Here is a 23,457-nt window from a genome sequence, read left to right as displayed (position 1 = left end):
ACCATGGCTGAACAGTCCCTCCCCGTCGTCGACGAAGGCGCCTCGGCGCAGGAGGGCCCCGCTTCTCGCGAGGGCATCTCACGCCGGGCCCTGCTCGGCACCGCCGGCGCCACCGGGCTCGTCCTGGGAGCGGCCGGCGGCGCCGCGGGGTACGCCGCCGCGCCCGCCGCGGCGACTCCGCTGACCTCGGTCGGCAGCGAGGAGGTGATGTTTCACGGGAAACATCAGCCCGGCATCACCGAGGGCCTCCAGGCCCGCGGCCACCTCGTCGCCTTCGACCTGGCGGCGGGCGCCGGCCGCAAGGAGGCCGCCGCGCTGCTGCGCCGCTGGTCCGAGACGGCTCGGAGGCTGATGGCGGGAGAGGCTTCCGGGTCGCACGACACGGATGTCGCCCGGGACGCCGGGCCCTCCTCGCTGACGCTGACCTTCGGCTTCGGACACAGCTTCTTCTCCCGCACCGGACTGGAGAAGCAGCGGCCCGTCGCCCTCGACCCCCTGCCCGACTTCTCCTCCGACCAGCTCGACAAGACCCGCAGCAACGGCGACCTGTGGGTGCAGATCGGCGCCGACGACGCCCTGGTCGCCTTCCACGCCCTGCGCGCGGTCCAGAAGGACGCGGGCAGCGCGGCGAAGGTCCGCTGGCAGATGAACGGCTTCAACCGCACCCCCGGAGCCACGGCCCACCCCATGACGGCCCGCAACCTCATGGGCCAGCTGGACGGCACGCGCAATCCGAAACCGAGCGAGCCCGACTTCGACCAGCGCGTCTTCGTCCCGGAATCCGGCACACCCGCGTGGATGGCGAACGGCTCCTACGCGGTCGTACGACGGATCCGGATGCTGTTGGACGACTGGGAGAAGCTGTCCCTGGGGACCCAGGAGGCCGTCATCGGGCGCCGGAAGGCGAACGGCGCGGCCCTGTCCGGGGGCACCGAGACGACCGCGATGGACCTGGAGAAGACGGACGCCCAGGGGAATCCGATGGTGCCGATCAACGCGCACGCCCGGATCACCCGGCCCGACCAGAACGGAGGCGCGGCCATCCTGCGCCGCCCGTTCTCGTACCACGACGGCATCGACGCGGACGGGGCACCGGACGCGGGGCTGCTGTTCGTCTGCTGGCAGGCGGACCCGCTGCGCGGCTTCGTCCCGCTCCAGCGCAAGCTCGACCGCGGCGACGCGCTCTCCCAGTACATCCGGCACGAGTCGAGCGGGCTGTTCGCGGTGCCGGGCGGCGCCGCGCGGGGGGAGTACGTGGGGCAGGGGCTGCTGGAGGGGTGAGGTCACGCGGGTTCACCCGGTCGTGAGACGCGTGGGCCCCCTTCCACAAGGGCCATTAGGGTGAGGTCATGCCAGCGAGCTATGCGTATCTCGGCCCTGAGGGGACCTTCACCGAAGTCGCGCTGCGGACACTTCCCGAGGCGGCGACCCGTGAGCTGATCCCGTACGTGTCGGTGCAGTCCGCGCTGGACGCGGTGCGCTCGGGGGAGGCCGAGGCCGCGTTCGTGCCGATCGAGAACTCCGTCGAGGGCGGCATCACCACCACCCTCGACGAACTGGTCGCGGGCGCCCCGCTGATGATCTACCGCGAGGTGCTGCTGTCGATCACCTTCGCACTGCTGGTCAGGCCGGGTACCGAGCTGGCGGACATCAAGACGGTCTCCGCACACCCGGCCGCCCAGCCGCAGGTGCGCAACTGGCTGAAGAAGCACCTCCCGGACGTCCACTGGGAGTCGGCCGCCTCGAACGCGGACGCGGCCCGGCTGGTCCAGGACGGCCAGTACGACGCGGCCTTCGCCGGCGAGTTCGCGGCCGCCCGGTACGGCCTTCAGGCCCTGGAGACCGGGATCCACGACGCCGAGAACGCGCAGACGCGGTTCGTGCTGGTCGGCCGCCCGGCCCGGCCCGCCGCCCCGACCGGAGCGGACAAGACCTCCGTCGTGCTGTGGCAGCGCGACGACCACCCCGGCGGACTGCGCGACCTGCTCGGCGAGTTCGCCGCCCGCGGTATCAACCTGATGCTGCTCCAGTCCCGGCCCACGGGCGCGGGCATCGGCAACTACTGCTTCTGCATCGACGCCGAGGGCCACATCACCGACCGCCGGGTGGCGGAGGCGCTGATGGGGCTCAAGCGGATCTGCCACGAGGTGCGTTTCCTCGGGTCGTACCCGCGTGCGGACAAGGAACGGTCGGACCTGCGGTCGCCGCTCACCGGCACCTCGGACGAGGAGTTCATGGCGGCCTCGGACTGGGTGGCCCGATGCCAGGACGGGCGTTTCTGACCTGTCTTACCTGCAGATTTTAGTTATCCACAGAAGTTATCCACAGGCATGCATCTCGATCTGGGGACAAGTCGACACCGAAGCGCGAACCTGTCGACAAATCGGCCTGCAGCGCCCTCCGCTGTTCACAGGCGCGCACATCACCCTTCGTCCATTCTTTTCCCTTGGATAACCCTTTGGAGTGACCACTTTCCACTCGAAAGTAGGGGTAAATGCAAGTTTGCGCCGGGAATCCTCGGCGTGATCCCCAAGTTTCGGAGTGATCAATTCCGAAATCCACAGATCCCCCGCACACCCTGTGGATAACTTCTTGAGGGGTGTGGATTCCTGTGGACAACCCCGGACCAAGTCCCGCTCTCCGCAAGGGAGTCGAGTCAACCCGACTCCCGGCCCCTGCTTCGTCCCGGGGATCGGGGTACCTTTCATTGACACGCTTCGCAATTCACCCATAACGGTACGTAAGGCGTGATCCGGTGCGGCTGGGAATAGTGAGTCGTGGGCCGTATCCCCGCACCGGTAGCCTTGACCGCGTGATTGACCTTCGCCTGCTCCGTGAGGACCCCGACCGAGTGCGCGCGTCCCAGCGCGCCCGTGGAGAGGACGTCGCCCTCGTCGACGCCCTCCTGTCTGCCGACGAGCGGCGCAGGTCGTCCGGCGTCCGCTTCGACGAGCTGCGTTCCGAGCAGAAGGCGCTCGGCAAGCTCATCCCCAAGGCCTCCGGGGACGAGAAGGCCGAGCTGCTGAAGAAGACGGGCCAGCTGGCGGCCGACGTCAAGGCGGCCGACGCCGAACAGCACGAGGCCGACGAGGAGACCAAGCGTCTCCTGCTCCAGCTCGGCAACCTCGTCCACCCCGACGTCCCCGTCGGCGGCGAGGAGGACTTCGTCGTCCTGGAGACGCACGGCACCATCCGCGACTTCGGCGCCGAGGGCTTCGAGCCCAAGGACCACCTGGAGCTCGGCGAGGCGCTGGGCGCCATCGACGTCGAGCGCGGCGCGAAGGTGTCCGGCTCGCGCTTCTACTACCTGACCGGCGTCGGCGCGCTCCTGGAGCTCGCGCTCGTCAACGCGGCGATCGCGCAGGCCACCGAGGCGGGCTTCACTCCGATGCTCACTCCCGCGCTGGTCCGCCCGCGCGCCATGGAGGGCACCGGCTTCCTCGGCCAGGCCGCGGAGAACGTCTACCACCTGGAGAAGGACGACTACTACCTGGTCGGCACCTCCGAGGTCCCGCTCGCCGCGTACCACATGGACGAGATCCTGGACGCCGACAAGCTGCCGCTGCGCTACGCCGGCTTCTCGCCGTGCTTCCGCCGCGAGGCCGGCACCTACGGCAAGGACACCCGGGGCATCTTCCGCGTGCACCAGTTCGACAAGGTCGAGATGTTCTCCTACGTCGCCCCCGAGGACGCGGAGAACGAGCACAAGCGGCTCCTGGACTGGGAGAAGCAGTGGCTCACCGGCCTCGAGCTGCCTTTCCAGGTCATCGACGTGGCCTCGGGCGACCTCGGAGCCTCCGCCTCCCGCAAGTACGACTGCGAGGCGTGGATCCCGACCCAGGGCAAGTACCGCGAGCTGACCTCGGCCTCCAACTGTGACGGCTTCCAGGCCCGCCGCCTGTCCGTCCGTATGCGGGACGGCAAGAAGGTCCAGCCGCTGGCGACGCTCAACGGCACGCTGTGCGCCGTACCGCGGACCATCGTGGCGATCCTGGAGAACCACCAGCTGGCCGACGGCTCGGTGCGCGTTCCCGAGGTGCTGCGTCCGTACCTGGGCGGCCGGGAGCTGCTGGAGCCGGTCGCCAAGTGAGTGGCGGCTTTCCGTACCGGCTGATCGCGACCGACCTCGACGGGACGCTCCTGCGCTCCGACGAATCGGTCACCCGGCGCACCCGTGACGCGCTCGCCGCGGCCACCGCGGCGGGCGCCGCCCACATCGTCGTGACGGGCCGCGGGGTCCCCTGGACCCGGCACATCCTCGACGACCTCGGTTACGACGGTCTCGCGGTCTGCGGGCAGGGCGCGCAGGTGTACGACGCCGGCGAGCACCGTCTGCTGACGTCGGTGACGCTGGACCGGCAACTGGCGGGCGTGGCCCTCGCGAAGATCGAGGCAGAGGTCGGTCCGCTGTATCTGGCGGCGAGCCGGGACGGCCTGGACGGGGAGGTGCTGGTCGGCGCGGGATACGCGGTGACGGGCGCGCTGCCGTCGATTCCGCTCACCGATGTCGCGGACCTGTGGGCCGCCCCGCTGAGCAAGATCTACATTCAGCATCCGAAGCTGTCGGACGACGCACTGGCCGAGGCGGCCCAGCGGGCGGCGGGCGGCTTCGTCACGGTCGCGATGTCGGGCGAGGGGATCGTCGAACTGCTCCCGCTGGGCCTGTCGAAGGCGACCGGTCTGTCCCTGGCGGCCCGCCGCCTGGGGCTGAAGGCCGCGGACACGATCGCCTTCGGCGACATGCCCAACGACATCCCGATGTTCGCCTGGGCGTCCTACGGCGTGGCGATGGCGGACGCGCACGAGGAGCTCAAGGCGGTGGCCGACGAGGTGACGTCCTCCAACGAGGAGGACGGGATCGCTGTGGTGCTGGAGCGGTTGCTCGGCTGACGGCTACGGGGCGTCCGCAGGGCGGGGAGCTCGTCGAAGGACAGCAGCGCGTGTACTGGTCCCACTGCCGCTTCGGCGCCGGGGCCGAGCTGATCGACGATCACGGTGCGACCGGCCCACTCAGCGCCGCGCTCCTCGACCATGGCCCTGACGGCGAGGCCTGTTCACCGGTCTCGCTCCAGTCGTCTGTCAGCACCAGCCGGTCCCCGGGCCGCACGGAGCTCCGCCGCATCCGGAGCCCGCGCCGGAGCCGGCGGTAGTCCGGTGCGGTGGTCCGCTCGGTCTTGGGCCCAGGGAGCAAGCCCGCGCCCTTACGGACGGGGGCGTGGCGGAACATGGCGGAACCCCGGGCACATATCGGCGTGTCCGCCGAGCCAAGCGAACTTCTCGTCGTACCCCGGCCAGGAAGCCCGGCCAGGTCCCAGTGACAACGTCTCGCGGAGGATGCACGAATCGAACGTGCGCGGGCTTTCCAGGCCCGACCACGGCTTAGCAAGCCGGTGCCTTACCACTCGGCCAATCCTCCGGGTGGGCGGCCTCACGCGAGAGCGACATCGCGTGCTCGAAGCGGCCGCCCCGGGCAGTCCTGCGGGTGTACTCGACGGTGGCGTAACTACACCGGAGTCCTCCACGGGCCGCCCCGACGGGAGCTGGACGTACTGTCGTGCATGGACATCGCCCGGCTCCTCTCCCAGAACGTGGCGCCGGACCGTACGTCCGGCGCTGTGGACACCACCAACTGTGCCGTTACGACGAGTTGGGCGCCACCGATTAAATCCGGCCGGGTGTTCGAGCCTATCGGCGCCGCCACCGCCGTCGGCGCTTGCTGAAGAACCACCCGGCGGGAGGCTCGTCGGAGCGCCACGGCTGCGGTTCGGGCTCCTCCTCACGCCAGCGCGCTGCCAGCATCCGGGCTCGGGCAGACGGCTCGGTCGTCCCCGCGGACCGTATGAAGTCCTCGTCCAGCACGAGGTCGTCCCAGTCGTCTGCCATGCCCGTTCCCTTCGACTCGCAGCAGAACGTTCCCCTTTGTCCAGTGTTCCCGGACAAAGATGAAGTCCCCGTCAATAAGCGGGACGTCAGGGGCCCTTACTCCTCGCCCGCCAGCTTCAGCGACCGCAGCTTCTGTCCCGCGTACCAGGTCGCGAGGACGGTCACCACGACCAGCAGCACCGTGGCCGTCGGCAGTGAGACGTCCGAGGTGACCAGGTCCCCGCCCGCGACCCTGTGGGCGACGGCCAGCGACCACTGCTGGACGCTCAGGGTCTTCGCCCCGGAGACCAGGGAGCCGAACAGGGCTTCCCAGACCAGCGCGTAGACGAGCCCGAAGACCACCGCGTGCCGGGACACCGTGCCGAGCAGCAGGAAGAGCGCCGCGTAGGCGATCGAGGAGACCAGCGCGGCCACCGTGTAGGCGACGGCGATCTGCTGGCCGTTGCCGTTGAGGATGAAGCCCGCGATCAGCGTCGGCAGGGCCGAGAACACCATCGTGACGGCGATCGCCACGATCAGCTTGGTGAAGATGATCGTCGGCCGCTTGACCGGCTTGGACAGCAGGTACACCACCGAGCCGTCGTCGATCTCCGGGCCGATCGCGCCGGTTCCCGCGATGACACCGATGATCGGCACCATCGTGGCGAGCGCGAGTCCGCCCAGCAGATCGGACGCGGTCTGGTCGTCGGCGCCGACCAGAGCGCGCACGATCACGGAGATCACGATCAGCAGCATCGGCAGGGCGCCCAGGATGAGAGCCCTGCGGCGGCCGAGCAGGGCCCGGTAGGTGAGTCGGGCGACTGTGGGGTCGTACATCTTGGGCCTCCTACGCCGCGACGAGATACGAGAAGACGGACTCGAGGGACTCGTCGGACGGCGAGACCGTGAGCAGCCGGATGCCGTGGTCGCGCGCGACCTTGGGCAGCAGCGCGGTGAAACGGCCGAAGTCGACGGCCTGGATGCGCAGCGCGCCCTCCGTCAGGTCGACTTCGATGCCGGACGTCGACGGGTCGGCGATCAGCGCGGCCGCGAGGGCGCGGTCGTCGCTGGAACGCACCAGATAGCGGTGCGGGCGGTCCGTCATCAGGCGGCGGATCTTGCGGAAGTCGCCGCTGGCCGCGTGCCGGCCCGCGACGACGACCTCGATGTGCCAGGCGAGCTGCTCGACCTCTTCGAGGATGTGCGAGGAGAACAGCACGGTGCGGCCCTCGTCGCCCATGCGCCGCAGCAGGTCCATGAGCTGCATCCGCTGACGCGGGTCCATGCCGTTGAAGGGCTCGTCGAGCAGGAGCAGCGAGGGGTCGTGGACCAGGGCGGACGCCATCTTGACGCGCTGGCGCATGCCCTTGGAGTACGTGGAGATCTTGCGGTCCTGCGCGTACTCCATCTCGACCGTGGCCAGCGCCTTCTGGGCGGCCTTGGCGCCGAGGCCGTGCAACTCGGCGTTGGCGACGACGAATTCGCGTCCGGTGAGGAAGTCGTACATCGCCTCGCGCTCGGGGACGATGCCGATGTGCTTGTAGATCTCCTCGTTGCGCCACACCTGCTGTCCGTCGAGGGTGACGGTGCCGGTGGAGGGGGCGAGGAAGCCGCCCATCATGTTGATGAGGGTGGACTTTCCGGCGCCGTTGGGGCCGAGGAGGCCGGTGACGCCGGGGCCGATCGTCATGGTGATGTCGTTGACGGCGACCACGTTGCCGAACCAGCGGGAGACGTGGTCGATCTGGAGCGTGGTCACAGTCCCACCTTCTTGTAGCGGCGCATCAGGAGGCCGTAACTGGCGGCGATCAGGCCGAGCGTGAGCAGGACGTACACCACGCCCTGGCCGGTCGAGGGGCCGTGTCCGCCCGGGAGCGCCGCGGTCGCGCCCAGGAAGGCGGACTGCACACCGTCGATGAGGGTGACCGGCGAGAACAGGCCGATCCACGGAATGGCACCGGTACTGCCCTGGGCGTCGGCGATGGCCTGGAGGGTGGAGACCGCGCCGTAGGAGATGGTCAGCACGGCGATCACGGCCGCGATGCCGAAGCCCCGGCGCGGGGTGACCGACGCGATGACCAGGCCGATACCGGCGAAGAGCAGCGAGAGCAGCGCCACGGAGACCAGTCCCTGACCGAATCCCTTGGTCTGTTCGGTGAAGTCCAGCTTGGCCAGCAGCGCGCCCACGTAGAGCACGATCAGTGGGGCGGCGGTGAGGATGAACATCGCGGTGGCCAGCGCCGCGTACTTGGCGCGCACGTAGTCCGCGGTCTCGATGGGCCGCGAGAAGTACAGCGGCACGGTCTTGAAGCGCAGGTCGCGCGAGACGGACTGGGGCGCCTGGGAGGCGACGTACAGGCAGATCACGGACTGCATGATGATCGCGTAGCGGGTGTAGTCGACCGGCAGGTCGTTCGCCTTGGTGGCGACCGCGACGGCCACCATGATGGCCGCCGGCACGCACATCACCGCGAACAGCAGCATCGGCAGCACCTTGGACTTGACCGAGCGGCCGAGGCCGTAGGCGCCGCGCAGGGACTGCGAGTAGAGCGAGCGGGTGGCGTAGGAACGGCCCAGACGGGGGCCGTCGTAGCTGCGGTAGCCGATGTTGTGGATGCGGGACTGGTCACCCGAGGGGGCGGTGACCGGGTGCTCAACTGCCATGGCCTACGGCCTCCTTCCGCTGCTCGTCCTCGTTCGTGAAGACTTCCGAGATGTGGTGCCTGCGCTGCTCCATGCGCACCAGGCCGAGGCCGAGATCGGCGACGACGTCCCGGACGACGTCGTAGGTCTCCTCGCCCTGTGCGGTCAGCAGCAGGATGTGGCCGGCGCCCGGCAGACCGCTCTGGGAGTCGAGGACCTCCACCCCGCGCGCGTGCAGTGCCTCGCGCACCGCGCGGGTGCCGTCCGGGTGCTCGTCGGTGTCGGTGACCTCGACCGCGAGGGTCGTGGTGGTCTGGGTGAAGTCGGTGGTGGAGCTGGAGCGCAGGAGCTTGCCACCGTCGATGACGACGACGTGGTCGCAGGTGCGCTCCAGCTCGCCCAGCAGGTGCGAGGTGACCAGGACCGAGATACCGAAGTCGGTGTAGATACGGCGGATCAGGCCCAACATGTCGTCGCGGCCGACCGGGTCGAGGCCGTTGGTCGGCTCGTCCAGGAAGACCAGCTGCGGGTCGTGGACCAGGGCCTGCGCGAGCTTCACGCGCTGCTTCATACCCGTGGAGTAGCCGCCGATGGGGCGGTAGCGCTCCTCGTACAGGCCCACATGGCGCAGGGTGTCCGCGGTGCGCTCCCGCGCGGCGGTGGGCGGCAGTCCGGACATGCGGGCCATGTGCACGACGAACTCGGTGGCCGAGACGTCGGGCGGCAGGCAGTCGTGCTCCGGCATGTAGCCGACCCGCTCGCGGATGGCGGCGCCCTTGGTCGCGACGTCGAGGCCGAGCACTTCGGCGCGGCCCTCGGTGGCGGGGGACAGACCCAGCAGGATCTTGATCATGGTGGACTTGCCGGCTCCGTTGGCTCCGACGAGTCCGGTCACACCGGGTCCGACGTCCAAGGAGAGCCGGTCAAGCGCGGTCACCCTGGGGAACCGCTTGCTCAGGCTTTCGGTCGCGATCACAGTCACATCCCCGACAGTAGTGACGCGGACCACTCAGGTCGTCACCCCGCAGAGCTGCATCGGCATCAGACTCCAGGCGTACGGGCACCTAGGGGTCACCCTGAAGTCCCACAACGCGGCCACCGTTTTCCACATCGGCGGGTTTTTCCACAGCCCGCCCGGGCCCTATTGACGCAACCTCCAATGACTGTCACATTCGCCAGTGTCACGTTACGGGCACGTACCGCAGTCGACGAGGACGAGGCGGCATGACGACGACAGTGAACGGCGAACTCTCCACCCGATTGCGGGGATTCAGGCAGGTCCAGCGACTCGCGTACGACTGCGCGGAGGCGGTCGCGGCCCGTCTGGAGCCCGGCGTGAGCGAGCGGCAGGCCGCCCGGATGCAGCGCGAGTGGTTGCGCGCGCGGGGCGTCCGGGACTGGTTCCATCTGCCCTTCGCCTGGTTCGGGGACCGCACCGCGTTCACGGGCTTCCGCGTTCCGTTCCAGTTCTTCCCCACCGACCGCCGCCTGGAGCCCGGGATGCCGTTCATCCTGGACCTGGCCCCGGTGTACGAGGGGTACACCGCGGACATCGGCTACTCCGGCTCGCTCGGCGTCAACCCCCTCCAGGACAGGCTGATGTCCGACCTGGAGGCACACCGCGAGCTGATCCTGCGCGAGGTCCGCGAGCGGCGGTCGCTGCGCGAGATCTACCAGGACGTGGACCGCCTCATGGTCCGCCAGGGCTACGCCAACCGGCACCGCGCGTACCCCTTCGGTGTGATCGCCCACAAGGTCGACCAGGTCAAGCAGCGCCGCTGGTCACCCCACGTCTTCGGGTTCGGCACCCAGGCACTGAAAGGCCTGGCGGCCGACGCGCTGCACGGTCACCGGGAGGGCTGGTCCCCCCTGTGGTCGCCGTACCGCTTCTCCGACCACCCGCCGCAGCCGGGGCTGTGGGCGGTCGAACCCCACCTCGGATTCCGGGGCACGGGAGCGAAGTTCGAGGAGATCCTGGTCGTCACCGACTCCGCGGACCCCGAGCAGAGCGCCTTCTGGCTGGACGACGACCTGCCGCACGTGCGGCGCTGGGCGGAGGAGAAATGACCTTGCTCGAAGACGCGCGCGAGCGCCGGGTACGCACCGGCGGCGTCGACCTGTGCGTGGCCGAACTGGGCGACCCGGGGCAGCCGACCCTCGTCCTCGTGCACGGCTACCCGGACAGCAAGGAGGTCTGGGCCGAGGTCGCCTCCCGCCTCGCCGACCGCTTCCACGTCGTCCTCTACGACGTCCGCGGCCACGGCCGCTCCACGGCACCGAAGCCGCTGCGCGGAGGGTTCACCCTGGAGAAGCTGACGGACGACTTCCTGGCCGTCGCGGACGCCGTCAGCCCGGACCGGCCCGTGCACCTGGTCGGACACGACTGGGGCTCGGTGCAGGCCTGGGAGTTCGTCACCGTCCGGCGCACCGAGGGCCGCATCGCCTCCTTCACCTCGATGTCCGGACCGTCCCTCGACCACTTCGGCCACTGGATCGCGGGCCGCCTCAGGCGCCCCACACCCCGCCGCATCGGCCAGCTCCTCGGCCAGGGCGCCAAGTCCTGGTACGTGTACGCGCTGCACACCCCCGCCCTGCCCGAACTGGCCTGGCGCGGCCCGCTCGGCAAGGTCTGGCCGCGCATCCTGGAGCGCGCCGAGAAGATCCCCGCCGACGGCTACCCCACCCCCTCGCTGCCCAGCGACGCGGCCCACGGCGCCTGGCTGTACCGGGACAACATCCGGGCCCGGTTGCGCCACCCGCGCACCGACGCGTACGCACACGCGCCCGTGCAGCTCATCACGCCCGTGGGCGACGCGTTCCTCTCGGAGAAGCTCTACGACGGCCTGGAGGGGTGGGCGCCACAGCTGACCCGGCGCACCCTTCCCGCCAAGCACTGGATCCCCCGCTCCCGGCCCGACCAGCTGGCGGCGTGGATCACGGAGTTCGTGACGTCCGTCGAAGGCGGCCGGACCGCCGTACAGGCGACCGGGAAGCACGCCGACCGGTTCGGCGGACAGCTCGTCCTCGTCACCGGCGCGGGCAGCGGCATCGGACGGGCCACCACGTTCGCCTTCGCCGAGGCCGGCGCGCGCGTGGTGGCCGTCGACCGGGACGCCGAGTCCGCCGCCCGCACCGCCGAACTGTCCCGGCTGCTCGGCGCTCCCGAAGCCTGGGCGGAGACCGTCGACGTCTCCGACGAGCAGGCCATGGAGAAACTCGCCGCCAAGGTCGCCGCCGAGTACGGCGTGGTGGACGTCCTGGTCAACAACGCGGGCATCGGCCTCGGCGGCTCCTTCCTCGACACCACCACCGAGGACTGGAAGAAGGTCCTCGACGTCAACCTGTGGGGCGTCATCCACGGCTGCCGGCTCTTCGGCCGGCAGATGGCCGAGCGCGGACAGGGCGGCCACATCGTCAACATCGCCTCGGCGGCCGCCTATCAGCCCTCCAGGGCGCTGTCCGCCTACGGCACCTCCAAGGCCGCCGTCCTCATGCTCAGCGAGAGCCTGCGCGCGGAGCTGGCGGGCCGGGGGATCGGTGTCTCGGCGATCTGCCCCGGCTTCGTCAACACCGCCATCACCTCCACCGCGCGCTTCGCGGGCGTCGACGCCGACGAGGAGAAACGCCGCCAGAAGCGCACGGCCCGCCTCTACCAGCTGCGGAACTACCCGCCCGAGAAGGTCGCCGACGCCATCCTGAGAGCGGTCGTGCGCAACCAGGCCGTCGTACCGGTCACCCCCGAGGCCCGCGGCGCACACGCCCTGGCCCGGTGGGCGCCGAAGGCACTGCGCGCGATCGCACGGCTGGAGCCACCGAAGTGAGCCACGACATCGCCCCGCGCCGGGTCGCCTTCGACTGGTCCCGTACGCCCCTGCACTGGATCCCCGACGAGCCCACCGCCACCCACGTCATCAACGTCCTGCACCTGCTGCTGCCGGCGGGGGAGCGCTGGTTCGTGAAGGTCTTCAAGGAGGCCCTGCCGCTGATCACGGACCCCGAACTCCGCTCCGACGTCAAGGGGTTCATGGGCCAGGAGGCCACGCACAGCGTCCAGCACACGCACGTGCTGGACCACCTGGCGGCGCAGCAGCTCGACACCGCCGGCTTCACCAAGTACGTCGACTTCCTCTTCGAGCGGCTGCTCGGCGAGCGCCCACCGCTCAACACGCCCATTCCCGCGCGCGAGTGGCTGCGTTTCCGGTTGTCGGTGGTCGCCGCTGTCGAACAGTTCACGGCGGTGCTCGGCGACTGGGTCCTGGCCGCCGACGGCCTCGATCGGGCCGACGCCGACGAGGTCATGCTCGACCTGCTGCGCTGGCACGGCGCCGAGGAGGTCGAACACCGCGCGGTCGCCTTCGACATGTACCAGCACTGCGGCGGCACCGGCACACCCCGCTACACCCGTCGCATCGCGGGCATGGCGGTGACGGCCCCGGTCATGCTGTACCTGTGGGTATGGGGCACGGCCTACCTGATGCGCCACGATCCACAGCTGGCCGGGCGGCTGCGCTACTCCCTCAAGGAGCACCAGAAGGCCGTACGCAAGGGCTTGCTGCCGGCCTGGGGTGCGCTCGGTGCGGCCGTACCGCGCTATCTCCGGCGGACCTACCACCCTTCGCGGGAAGGGTCGTTGAGCCGTGCGGTGGAGTATCTGAAGCGGTCACCGGCGGCCCGGGCGGCCTCGTGAGCGACACCCCTGCCTACCGGATCGAGGACCTCGCCCACCTCAGCGGCGCCACCGTCCGCACCATCCGCGCCTACCAGGACCGCGGGCTGCTCCCCCGCCCCGAGCGCCGCGGCCGCGCCAACATCTACACCGACACCCACCTCGCCCGGCTGCGGCAGATCGCCGACCTCCTCGACCGCGGCTACGGCCTGGCCTCCATCAAGGAGCTCCTGGAGGCCTACGACTCCGGCCGCGGCCTCGGCGGGATCCTCGGGCTGGTCGCCGAGGTCGACAGGCCGTGGACCGACGAGGAGGCCGTCCGGATCTCCCGCGCCGAACTGGACGCACGCTTCGGCGGTATCCGCGACGCGGCCGCGGTCGCCGAGGCGGTGGAACTCGGCGTACTGGAGCCGGTACCCGGAGACGAGGACGTCTTCCTCGTGCCGAGCCCCCAAGAGCTCGCTGTGGCCGCCGAGTTGCACGCGGCCGGAGTGCCCCTCTCCGCGATCTCGGGCCATCTGCGGGAGTTGAGGGGACAGGTCGAGCACATCGCCGCCCGTTTCCTGGAGTTCACCACCGAGCACGTCTTCGCCCGCTACCTGACCGGGCCGCACCAGCCGACCGACGCCGACGCCACCGAAGCGGCCTCACTCGTACGACGGCTGCGACCCCTCGCCCAGCAGACCGTGGACGCCGAACTCGCACGTGCGATGCGGCTGTTGGCGGTGCGGCAGCTGCGGCAGCACCTGGGTTCAGAGGAGACGCCCGACGGGGGTCCGGTGTCACGTTCCGTGGCGGTGCCCGAGGAGACGATGCGGGCGGTGGAGGGGCTGGTTGGGGCGGAGCGGGTGGCGGAGTTCTTTGTGTTGGCGGCTGAACGGGAGGTGCGGGCAAGGAAGTTGGATGCGCTCACGTCAAGTGGGCCGCCCCCAGTCGATCTTGACGAAGGGGACTGACATGACAGGGAGTTGTCCACAGAAACGGCAAGTAACCTGTGGATAACTACAGTTGGTTGTGGATCAAACATCCGGGCCAAAATCATTCGCGTGATTCACGTCTCTCCCGGCACCCTGGCGGGATGAACGAGAACAAGCCACGCGAGAGGGACGAGAGACGCACCGTGAAGGTGTCGAAGTACCTCTCCAAGCATCTGCGCCACCAGCCCGAGCGGATCGGGCTCACGCTCGACGAGGCCGGCTGGGTCGAGATCGACGTCCTGATCGCCGCGGCCACCGCGCACGGCTTCCGCTTCACCCGGGACGAGCTGGACCACGTGGTCGCCGCCAACGACAAGCAGCGCTTCGCGATCGACGGCACCCGCATCCGCGCCAGCCAGGGCCACAGCATCGACGTCGACCTGGGCCTGCCCCCGGCGACCCCGCCGCCGTACCTCTACCACGGCACCGTGGCCCGCCACCTGGACGCGATCCGCGCCGAGGGACTGCGTCCCATGAACCGGCACGACGTGCACCTATCGGCCGACCGCGAGACCGCGACCCGGGTCGGTGCCCGCCGCGGCCGTCCCGTCGTGCTCTCCGTGGACGCGCAGGCCATGCACCGCGACGGCCACGTCTTCCACGTCAGCGCGAACGGGGTGTGGTTGACCCAGGCCGTGCCACCGCGATACCTGCGCCTTCCCGAGTCGCACTGAACCCGGTGGGAGATGATCGACGCCATGGACAACGGCAGGGACCACCTCCCCACCACCGAGGCCGCCGTCACCGCGCTCCGCGCCCTCGCCGCCGAGTATGCGCTCGCCATCGAGGTGACCCACGACATCGGCGCCGACCAGACCTCCCGCCGCAGCGCGGCAGGCGTCGGCGTCACCACCGACCCGGACGGCACCCTGCCCCACGAGGCCTATGTCGAGCTCGGCGGCCGCCCGCGCGTGGATGTGCGCCTTTTCCCGGACGACGACGCCCTGATCACCGTGGACGGAGTCGAGTGCCCCGACATCGCCCGCGACGACGTCCCCGCCTTCCTCCGCGCCCTCTACGAAGGCCACGCCTGGGTCAAGGCGCGCCGCTTCCCGCCCAGCCACTTCCTCATGGTGCCGCTCCCGGGCGACCGCGTGCACAAGGAGTTCATCCCGGTCGGCCTCAGCCCCTGGCTCAGCGGCCGCACCCAGTGACCGTGAGTCGCTGTTTCACGTGAAACACGGCCCTGCGCTTACGCTCGGACACATGAGTCTGCGCCTGAGCACCGTGATCCTCCCCCACCGCCGCTGGAACGAGGGGGGCCGCGAGACATGGCAGCGCGCGGAGCAGCTCGGCTTCCACACCGGATACACCTACGACCACCTGTCCTGGCGCACCTTCCGCGACGGACCCTGGTTCGGGGCCGTGCCGACGCTCACGGGCGCAGCGGGAGTCACCGACAGGCTGCGCCTGGGCACCCTGGTCACCTCGCCGAACTTCCGGCACCCGGTGACCCTCGCCAAGGAACTGATCACGCTCGACGACATCTCCGGCGGCCGCGTCACCCTCGGCATCGGCGCGGGCGGCACCGGCTTCGACGCCACCGCACTCGGCCAGGACCCGTGGAGTCCTCGCGAACGTGCCGACCGGCTCGCCGAGTTCGTCCCGCTGCTCGACCGCCTGCTCAGCGAGGACTCGGTGTCCTACGAGGGCGACTTCTACTCGGCGCACGAGGCCCGCAACATCCCCGGGTGCGTCCAGCGACCCCGGCTGCCCTTCGCCGTGGCCGCCACCGGACCGCGCGGGCTGAAGCTCGCCGCACGCCACGGACAGGCGTGGGTGACCACCGGTGACCCGAAGCTGCACGAGAACGGCACCCCCCAGCAGTCCTTCCAGGCCCTCCGCGGCCAGGTCGACAGGCTCAGCGATGCCTGCGCGGCGCTCGGCCGGGACGCGAACACTCTGGACAAGATCCTGCTCACCGGTTTCACCCCGGACCGAGCCCGCCCGCTGGAGTCCCTCGACGCGTTCGTCGACTTCGCGGGCCGCCACCAGGAACTCGGCTTCACGGAGCTCGTGATCCACTGGCCGATCCCCGACTCGGACTTCGCCGCAGAGGAGAAGGTCTTCGAGCGGATCGCCATGGAGGCCCCGGCACAGCTGGGCTGAGACAGCCGCACCGGGGCGGGTGGGGCCGCCCCCGCGTCATCTATGTCTCACCTGTGTGGGCGCCCGCACGGTCGTGCACGCATATGCGGGAGAATAAGCCGGTGACCTCAGCAACTCGACAGCCCGAGACCCCGGCCGCCGGCATACCGCCCCGCCTGATCGCCACCGATCTCGACGGCACACTGCTGCGCGACGACAAGTCGGTGTCCCCACGCACGGTCGCGGCCCTCGCCGCCGCCGAGAAGGCCGGCATCGAGGTCTTCTTCGTCACCGGTCGCCCGGCCCGCTGGATGGACGTCGTCAGCGACCACGTCCACGGCCACGGCCTCGCCATCTGCGGCAACGGCGCCGCGGTGGTCGACCTGCACGGCGGCCCCGGGGCCCACCGGTTCGTGAAGGTTCGCGAGCTGGCCCGGGAGAACGCGCTGGACGCCGTACAGCTGCTGCGCGAGGCGGCGCCGGGCACGGTGTACGCGGTGGAGCAGACGTACGGCTTCCACCAGGAGCCGGACTATCCCAAGCTGCACATGGAGGTCCCGGACAACCTCGCCCCCGCCGAGGAACTGCTGGCCGAGGACGGTCCCGGTGCCGCCGAGCCGGTGCTGAAGATCCTCGCCTACCACCCCTCGATCGACCCGGACGCCTTCCTCACCCTCTCCCGCCTCGCGATCGGCGACCGCGCCAACGTCACCCGGTCCAGCCCCAGCGCCCTGCTGGAGATCAGTGGCCCCGGTGTCTCCAAGGCCAGCACGCTCGCCCTGTGCTGCGCCGAACGCGGGATCTCGCACGAACAGGTCGTCGCCTTCGGGGACATGCCCAACGACGTCGAGATGCTCACCTGGGCAGGACAGTCGTACGCGATGGGCAACGCCCACCCCGACGTGATCGCCGCGGCCTCGGGCCGGACCGTCGCCAACAACGACGACGGGGTGGCCGTCGTGATCGAGCGGATGCTGGAACGGCTGTAGGTGGCGTCCCGGCTCGGCCGAGGGACACTCCACGCACGGCTCAGCCGACCGCCACCCCAGGTGCCCCCAGCAACTCCGACTTCGCCTCCCGCTCGGCCATCCTTCGCAACGGCCCCTCCACACTCGCCAGTTCCGCGAAGGGCCCCCGCTGCACCACCCGTCCCTCGTCGAGTACGACCACCTCGTCCACCGACTCGAGTCCCGCCAGGCGGTGCGTGATGAGGAGTGTCGTACGGCCCTCGGTCGCGGCCAGCAGATCGGCGGTGAGGGCGTCGGCGGTGGGCAGGTCGAGATGCTCGGCCGGCTCGTCCAGGACCAGGACGGGGAAGTCGGCGAGCAGCGCCCGGGCCAGCGCGAGCCGTTGGCGCTGACCGCCGGACAGCCAGGCGCCGTGCTCGCCGACCAGGGTGTCGAGCCCGTCGGGCAGGCTCTCGGCCCAGTCGAGCAGGCGGGCCCGCCGCAGCGCGTCGCGCAGCTCGTCCTCGGTCGCGTCCTTCTTGGCGAGGAGCAAGTTCTCGCGCACCGAGCTGTCGAAAAGGTGGGCGTCCTGGGCACACAGCCCCACCAGCCGCCGTACGTCGTCGCTCCGCAGGCCGTAGGCGTCCACGCCGCCAACGGTGTACGTGCCGGCGTTCGCGTCCAGGAAGCGCAGCAGCACCTGCGCGAGCGTCGTCTTTCCGGAGCCTGAGGCGCCGACCACGGCGGTCCTCCGGCCCTCCGTGAGGGTCAGGTCGAGGCCCGTGAGCGCGTCCCGGTCCTGGCCTTGGTGCCGGGTGGTCAGTCCCTGGAGGACGAGCGGGAACAGCGAGGCCGGCGCCTGCCGAGCGTGTTCCGGCTCCCGCACCGGTTCGGGCGCGTCCAGCACCTCGTGGACACGCTCCGCACTTCTGCGCACCCGCTGGCGGTACTGCACGGCGAGCGGCAACCCGAGGACGGCCTCGAAGGCTGCCAGCGGAGTGAGCACGACGACAGCCATGACCACCCCGCCGAGGCGCCCCGAGGCGACCGCCTGGGCGCCCACGAGGGCGGTGGCGGTGACGGTCAGGCCGCAGATCAGCGCGGTGAGACCGTCACCGAGTGCGGTGGCGGTGGCGGCGCGGGAGGCGATCCGGGTGAGGACGCCGTCGGCCCGCCGTGCCTGGGCGGTACGGGCGGGCACGGCACCGGCGACGGTCAGCTCCGCGGTCCCGGTGAGGAGATCGGTCACGCGGGTCGACAGTTCCCCGCGGGCGGGGGCGAGCCTGCGCTCGGCGCGTCGGGCCACGGCTCCCGTGACGAGCGGGACACCGACACCGGCGGCCAGCAGGCCCACGGCGAGCGCGGCACCGGCCTCCGGCAGCAGCCAGGCCGTGAAACCCACGGAGGCCGCCGACACCACGACGGCCGCACCGGCGGGCAGCAGCCAGCGCAGCCAGTAGTCCTGGAGGGCGTCCACGTCGGAGACGAGCCGCGAGAGCAGATCACCCCGGCGAACCGTGCGCAGCCCGGCGGGCGCCAGCCGTTCCAGGCGCCCGTACACGGCCACCCTGGTGTCGGCGAGCATGCGCAGCACCGTGTCGTGCGACACCAGCCGCTCCGCGTACCGGAACACGGCCCGCCCGATCCCGAAGGCCCGGCTCGCCGTCACCGCCACCATCAGATACAGCACGGGTGGCTGCTGCGAGGCCCGCGAGATCAGCCAACCGGAGGTGGCCATCAGTCCCACGGCGCTGCCGAGCGCGAGACTGCCGAGCAGCATCGCGAGCGCGAGACGGCCTCGTCGGGGTCCCGACATGGCACGGACGCGGGCAAGAACGCTGCGCGCCTCCGTCGGCGAGTCGGCCGTCCCAGGCTCCGCCGGAGCGGGGCCGTTGCCTTCGACCGCGCGTGCCGTGGACGTCCTGGCCATGGCGTCCGCCGGAGCCGGCGACGCGGGCTCCGCCAGCCGCACCACCCGGTCGGCCACCGCGAGCAACGCCGGTCGGTGCACCACCAGCAGTACCGTGCGCCCGGCCGCCAGCCGCCGTACCGCCGCCACGATCTCCGCCTCGGTGGCTCCGTCGAGCGCCGCTGTCGGCTCGTCGAGGAGCAGGACCGGCCGGTCCGTGAGGAAGGCCCGGGCCAGCGCGAGCCGCTGCCTTTGCCCGGCGGACAGTCCAGCCCCGTCCTCACCGAGCACGGTATCGGCCCCCAGCGGGAGCGCGTCGACGAACTCCAGAGCCCCCGCGTCCCCCAGCGCTCGCCGTACGGCGGCCTCGTCGGCATCAGGCCGGGCCAGCCTCACGTTCTCGGCGATCGTCCCGGCGAACAGCTGCGGCCGCTGCGGTACCCACGCCACGCGCGACCGCCACTCCTCCAGGTCGGCCTCGGCGAGATCGGTTCCCCCGATCCGCACCCGCCCCTCGTCCGGCCGCACGAATCCCAGCAGGACGTTCAGCAACGTCGACTTGCCCGCCCCGCTGGGCCCGATGAGCGCCACCGTCTCCCCGGGCGCGACCTCGAAGGACACGTTCGTGAGGGCGTCCCCGGAGCGGCCCGAGTACCTGACCGTGACCTGTTCGAAGGCCAGCGCCCCGGCCGGTACCGCAGCCGTGCCCGATGCCGGTACCGGCGTCTCCAGCACCGAGAAGATCTCCTCGGCGGCCGCCAGCCCCTCCGCCGCGGCGTGATACTGAGCACCCACCTGCCGCAGGGGCAGATACGCCTCCGGGGCCAGGATGAGGATGACCAGGCCGTCGTACAGGCGCATCTCGCCGTGGACCAGACGCATCCCGATCGTCACGGCGACCAGAGCCACCGAGAGCGTCGACAGCAGCTCCAGGGCGAAAGAGGAGATGAAGGCGATCCGCAGCGTCCGCATGGTCGCCTGCCGGTATTCGCCGGTGATACGGCGGATCGAATCGGCCTGTGCTTTGGCCCGGCCGAACACCTTCAGGGTCGGCAGTCCCGCGACGACGTCCAGGAAGTGTCCGGACAGTCGGGACAGCAGTCGCCACTGACGGTCCATCCGGGACTGCGTGGCCCAGCCGATCAGCACCATGAAGACCGGGATGAGGGGCAGGGTCCCGACGATGATGGCTGCCGAGACCCAGTCCTCGGTCACGATCCGCGCCAGCACCGCCACCGGCACGACCACCGCAAGGCCCAACTGCGGGAGGTAGCGCGAGAAGTAGTCGTCGAGGGCGTCGACTCCCCTGGTGGCGAGCGCGACCAGGGACCCCGTCCGCTGCCCGCTGAGCCAGCCGGGCCCCAGCGCGGTGGCCCGCTCCAGCAGCCGTCCCCGCAGCTCCGACTTCACCGCCGCGCTCGCCCGGTGGGCCGCGAGTTCAGTGAGCCAGGAGACGAGTCCACGGCCGACAGCTACGGCAGCCAACAGCAGCAGGGGAGTACGGAGTTCAGCGACCGCCAGACCGTGCTGGAACGCTCCGACCACGATCTCGGCGATGAGCATCGCCTGAGCGATGACCAACAGGGCTCCGAGACCGCCGAGGCCGACTACCGCCACCAGGAAGAGGCGGGTGGCCCGGGCGTATCGGAGCAGACGCGGGTCGATCGGTTTCACGTGAAACACACCCTCTTCTCAAGGGGCATGTTTCACGTGAAACATGCCCCAATGCGGGCTCAGTGCACGGCTTCGGCGATGTGCTGCGTGCCGATCCGCTTGCGGAACACCCAGTAGGTCCAACTCTGGTAGAGCAGGACGATCGGTGTGGCGATCCCCGCACACCAGGTCATGATCTTCAGGGTGTACGGGCTCGACGAGGCGTTGGTGACCGTAAGGCTCCAGTCCGCGTTGAGCGAGGACGGCATGACGTTCGGGAAGAGCGTCAGGAAGAGCATGGCGACGGCGGCCACGATGGTGACGCCCGACAGCGCGAACGACCAGCCCTCACGCCCTGCCTGGTTGGCCACCAGGGCGGCGACCAGCGCGACCACGGCCACCGCCAGCGCGATCAGACTCTTGGCGTCCCCGCTGTCGACCTGAGTCCAGAGCAGGAAGATCAACGCCAGCGTGGCCGCGACGAGACCGACCTTGGTTGCCAGCTTCCGCGCCCGCTCCCGGATCTCCCCGACGGTCTTCAGGGCCGTGAACACCGTTCCGTGGAAGGTGAACAAGGTGAGCGTCACCAGTCCGCCGAGCAGGGCGTAGGGGTTGAACAGGTCCCAGAGGGAGCCGACGTACTCGAAGTGCTGGTCGATCTTCACCCCGTGCACGATGTTTCCGAAGGCCACCCCCCACAGGAACGCGGGAATGAGCGAGGTCCAGAAGATCGCGGTCTCCCAGTTGCGCTGCCAGTTCTCCTCGGGCCGCTTGGCCCGGTACTCGAAGGCGACACCGCGGACGATCAGGCAGACCAGGATGAGCAGCAGCGGCAGGTAGAAGCCGGAGAAGAGTGTGGCGTACCAGTCGGGGAAAGCGGCGAAGGTCGCGCCGCCCGCCGTCAGCAGCCACACCTCGTTGCCGTCCCAGACGGGACCGATGGTGTTGATCAGGACGCGCTTCTCGACCCGGTTGCGGGCGAGCAGCTTGGTGAGGACACCGACCCCGAAGTCGAAGCCCTCCAGGAAGAAGTAGCCGGTCCACAGGACGGCGATGAGCACGAACCAGACGTCGTGAAGTTCCATGACTCGATCTCCCTCGGCCTAGTACGAGAAGGCCATCGGCTTGTCGGCGTCACTGGTGTCGCCGCCGATCTTCGTGGGCGGGTTGAGGTCGGCCTCGGTGAGTTCGGGCGGGCCGGCCTTGACGTACTTCACGAGCAGCTTGACCTCGACGACGGCGAGGATGGCGTACAGAGTCGTGAAGACCAGCATCGAGATGAGCACCTCGGCCTGGGAGACGCCGGGGGAGACCGCGTGCCGGGTCTGCAGGACGCCGTAGACGACCCAGGGCTGGCGGCCCATCTCGGTGAAGATCCAGCCCCAGGAGTTGGCGATCAGAGGGAAGCCCAGGGTCCAGATCGCCGCGAGCCAGTAGAGCCTGCCGAGCTTGGGGCTGAGGGCCTTGTTCTTGAAGAGGACCAGATGCGGCACCTCGTCGTCGGCGACCCTCAGGTGCTGCGGGAGCATGAACTTCTTGCGGGTCAGCCAGAGTCCGGCGAGGCCGATGGCGAAGGACGTCATGCCGAAGCCGATCATCCAGCGGAAGGCCCAGAAGGTGACGGGGATGTTCGGCCGGTAGTCGCCCGCCCCGTACTTCTGCTGCTCGGCCTTGTTGACGTCGTTGATGCCGGGGATGTACGAGGTGAAGTCATCGTTGGCGAGGAAGGACAGCAGCCCGGGAATCTCGATGGCCACGGTGTTGTGGCCCTTCTCCACGTCGCCGTAGGCGAAGATCGAGAACGGTGCGGAGTCCTGGCCGTCCCACAGCGCCTCGGCGGCCGCCATCTTCATCGGCTGCTGCTTGAACATGACCTTGCCGAGGGTGTCACCGCTGATGGCGGTGAGCATGCCGGCGATGACCACGGTGACGAGGCCCAGCCGTAGCGAGGTCTTCATCACGGGGATGTGCTTCTTGCGGAAGAGGTGGAAGGCCGCGATACCGACCATGAACGCGCCTCCGGTCAGGAAGCACGCGCTGAGGGTGTGGAAGGCCTGAGCGAGCGCGGTGTTCTGGGTCAGCACCGCCCAGAAGTCCGTGAGTTCGGCGCGGCCCCTCGCCTTGTTGATCCGGTAACCGACCGGGTGCTGCATCCACGAGTTGGCCGCGAGGATGAAGTACGCCGACAGGATCGTGCCGATCGAGACCATCCAGATGCAGGCCAGGTGGATCTTCTTGGGCAGCTTGTCCCAGCCGAAGATCCACAGGCCGATGAAGGTGGACTCGAAGAAGAAGGCGATCAGCGCCTCGAAGGCCAGCGGGGCACCGAAGACGTCACCGACGAAGCGCGAGTAGTCGGACCAGTTCATGCCGAACTGGAACTCCTGCACGATGCCGGTGACCACACCCATCGCGATGTTGATCAGGAAGAGCTTGCCCCAGAACTTGGTGGCCCTGAGGTACCGCTCGTTCTCCGTACGCACCCAGGCGGTCTGCAGGCCGGCCGTGAGGGCGGCCAGCGAGATCGTCAGGGGGACGAACAGGAAGTGGTAGACGGTGGTGATGCCGAACTGCCAGCGCGCCAGGGTCTCCGGCGCCAGAGCCAGGTCCACGTCGCCGCTCCTTACCTCACAGGCTTGTGGAACATATGCGTGTGAAGCGACCGCTTGTGAAAGCGTTCACATTCACAAGCTAGTATGCCGCACCCGTTTT

Annotated in this window: 20 protein-coding genes and 1 tRNA gene; 12 read left to right on the top strand and 9 right to left on the bottom strand. The window is 69.9% G+C overall.

The genetic code is table 11. From position 1 onward, the window contains the following. Window positions 1-3 precede the first annotated feature (3 nt). The 4 genes from efeB (at window position 4) to ABZT93_RS18375 (ending at window position 4,890) form a co-directional block, all read left to right on the top strand. Window positions 4-1,281, top strand: coding sequence for an iron uptake transporter deferrochelatase/peroxidase subunit (gene efeB / locus ABZT93_RS18390; RefSeq protein WP_356105585.1), 1,278 nt, complete (start codon window positions 4-6; stop codon window positions 1,279-1,281). Between the two features lie 68 nt (window positions 1,282-1,349). Beyond that, the gene (pheA, locus tag ABZT93_RS18385) at window positions 1,350-2,282 is read left to right on the top strand and encodes a prephenate dehydratase (RefSeq protein WP_356105583.1); all 933 of its coding nucleotides are present in this window, start codon (window positions 1,350-1,352) and stop codon (window positions 2,280-2,282) included. A gap of 530 nt (window positions 2,283-2,812) precedes the next feature. After that, window positions 2,813-4,090 (top strand): serine--tRNA ligase, encoded by a 1,278-nt coding sequence (gene serS / locus ABZT93_RS18380; protein WP_356105581.1) that lies wholly within the window; start codon window positions 2,813-2,815, stop codon window positions 4,088-4,090. After that, the gene (locus ABZT93_RS18375) at window positions 4,087-4,890 is read left to right on the top strand and encodes an HAD family hydrolase (protein WP_356105579.1); all 804 of its coding nucleotides are present in this window, start codon (window positions 4,087-4,089) and stop codon (window positions 4,888-4,890) included. Before serS ends, ABZT93_RS18375 begins: the two co-directional genes overlap by 4 nt. Window positions 4,891-5,328: 438 nt before the next feature. On the opposite strand, the gene ABZT93_RS18370 is transcribed toward ABZT93_RS18375, so the two are convergent. From ABZT93_RS18370 to ABZT93_RS18345, 6 genes are all read right to left on the bottom strand, one after another. Next, window positions 5,329-5,416, bottom strand: a tRNA-Ser gene (locus ABZT93_RS18370). A gap of 269 nt (window positions 5,417-5,685) precedes the next feature. Then, window positions 5,686-5,883, bottom strand: coding sequence for a hypothetical protein (locus ABZT93_RS18365; protein WP_280850557.1), 198 nt, complete (start codon window positions 5,881-5,883; stop codon window positions 5,686-5,688). A gap of 96 nt (window positions 5,884-5,979) precedes the next feature. After that, complete coding sequence (locus ABZT93_RS18360) at window positions 5,980-6,699, bottom strand: ABC transporter permease (RefSeq protein ID WP_356105577.1); 720 nt, start codon at window positions 6,697-6,699, stop codon at window positions 5,980-5,982. A 10-nt stretch (window positions 6,700-6,709) separates the two neighbouring features. Next, the gene (locus ABZT93_RS18355; RefSeq protein ID WP_356105575.1) at window positions 6,710-7,621 is read right to left on the bottom strand and encodes an ABC transporter ATP-binding protein; all 912 of its coding nucleotides are present in this window, start codon (window positions 7,619-7,621) and stop codon (window positions 6,710-6,712) included. After that, window positions 7,618-8,526: an ABC transporter permease subunit gene (locus ABZT93_RS18350; RefSeq protein ID WP_356105573.1), complete on the bottom strand. Its 909-nt coding sequence runs from the start codon at window positions 8,524-8,526 to the stop codon at window positions 7,618-7,620. Before ABZT93_RS18350 ends, ABZT93_RS18355 begins: the two co-directional genes overlap by 4 nt. Next, window positions 8,516-9,481 carry an ABC transporter ATP-binding protein gene (locus tag ABZT93_RS18345; RefSeq protein WP_356105752.1) on the bottom strand — a complete coding sequence of 322 codons (966 nt, stop codon included), beginning with the start codon at window positions 9,479-9,481 and terminating at the stop codon, window positions 8,516-8,518. Before ABZT93_RS18345 ends, ABZT93_RS18350 begins: the two co-directional genes overlap by 11 nt. A 248-nt stretch (window positions 9,482-9,729) precedes the next feature. On the opposite strand from ABZT93_RS18345, the gene ABZT93_RS18340 reads away from it, so the two are divergent. The 8 genes from ABZT93_RS18340 to ABZT93_RS18305 all read left to right on the top strand — a co-directional run bounded on the left by ABZT93_RS18340 (window position 9,730) and on the right by ABZT93_RS18305 (window position 17,225). After that, window positions 9,730-10,572, top strand: a complete 843-nt coding sequence (locus ABZT93_RS18340) for a M24 family metallopeptidase (RefSeq protein ID WP_356105571.1) — start codon at window positions 9,730-9,732, stop codon at window positions 10,570-10,572. Further along, window positions 10,569-12,326 (top strand): SDR family oxidoreductase, encoded by a 1,758-nt coding sequence (locus tag ABZT93_RS18335; protein WP_356105570.1) that lies wholly within the window; start codon window positions 10,569-10,571, stop codon window positions 12,324-12,326. The genes ABZT93_RS18340 and ABZT93_RS18335 overlap by 4 nt, the downstream gene beginning before the upstream one ends. Next, a complete protein-coding gene (locus tag ABZT93_RS18330; RefSeq protein WP_356105568.1) occupies window positions 12,323-13,192 on the top strand; it encodes a metal-dependent hydrolase in 870 nt (289 codons plus the stop codon). The genes ABZT93_RS18335 and ABZT93_RS18330 overlap by 4 nt, the downstream gene beginning before the upstream one ends. Then, the gene (locus ABZT93_RS18325) at window positions 13,189-14,127 is read left to right on the top strand and encodes a MerR family transcriptional regulator (protein ID WP_356105566.1); all 939 of its coding nucleotides are present in this window, start codon (window positions 13,189-13,191) and stop codon (window positions 14,125-14,127) included. The genes ABZT93_RS18330 and ABZT93_RS18325 overlap by 4 nt, the downstream gene beginning before the upstream one ends. 122 nt (window positions 14,128-14,249) lie before the next feature. Beyond that, the gene (locus ABZT93_RS18320) at window positions 14,250-14,822 is read left to right on the top strand and encodes an RNA 2'-phosphotransferase (protein ID WP_356105564.1); all 573 of its coding nucleotides are present in this window, start codon (window positions 14,250-14,252) and stop codon (window positions 14,820-14,822) included. Between the two features lie 24 nt (window positions 14,823-14,846). Continuing rightward, window positions 14,847-15,302, top strand: a complete 456-nt coding sequence (locus ABZT93_RS18315) for a hypothetical protein (protein ID WP_356105562.1) — start codon at window positions 14,847-14,849, stop codon at window positions 15,300-15,302. 52 nt (window positions 15,303-15,354) lie between these two features. Then, complete coding sequence (locus ABZT93_RS18310; RefSeq protein WP_356105560.1) at window positions 15,355-16,257, top strand: LLM class flavin-dependent oxidoreductase; 903 nt, start codon at window positions 15,355-15,357, stop codon at window positions 16,255-16,257. Window positions 16,258-16,340: 83 nt separating this feature from the next. Next, complete coding sequence (locus ABZT93_RS18305; protein ID WP_356105558.1) at window positions 16,341-17,225, top strand: HAD family hydrolase; 885 nt, start codon at window positions 16,341-16,343, stop codon at window positions 17,223-17,225. A 40-nt stretch (window positions 17,226-17,265) separates the two neighbouring features. On the opposite strand, the gene cydD is transcribed toward ABZT93_RS18305, so the two are convergent. From cydD to ABZT93_RS18290, 3 genes are read right to left on the bottom strand one after another with little or no spacing between them, the layout of a single operon-like run. Beyond that, entirely contained in the window at window positions 17,266-20,766 is a 3,501-nt protein-coding gene (gene cydD / locus ABZT93_RS18300; protein WP_356105556.1) for a thiol reductant ABC exporter subunit CydD, read from the bottom strand. Window positions 20,767-20,825: 59 nt separating this feature from the next. After that, a complete protein-coding gene (gene cydB / locus ABZT93_RS18295; protein WP_356105554.1) occupies window positions 20,826-21,830 on the bottom strand; it encodes a cytochrome d ubiquinol oxidase subunit II in 1,005 nt (334 codons plus the stop codon). Between the two features lie 18 nt (window positions 21,831-21,848). Further along, complete coding sequence (locus tag ABZT93_RS18290) at window positions 21,849-23,357, bottom strand: cytochrome ubiquinol oxidase subunit I (RefSeq protein ID WP_356105552.1); 1,509 nt, start codon at window positions 23,355-23,357, stop codon at window positions 21,849-21,851. Window positions 23,358-23,457 lie beyond the last annotated feature (100 nt).

Origin of the sequence: Streptomyces sp. NPDC005303, assembly GCF_040607335.1 — a bacterium.
Lineage (GTDB): Bacteria > Actinomycetota > Actinomycetes > Streptomycetales > Streptomycetaceae > Streptomyces.
Note: the sequence above shows the minus strand (reverse complement) of the source record. Positions and strands in the feature narration are given on the sequence as shown.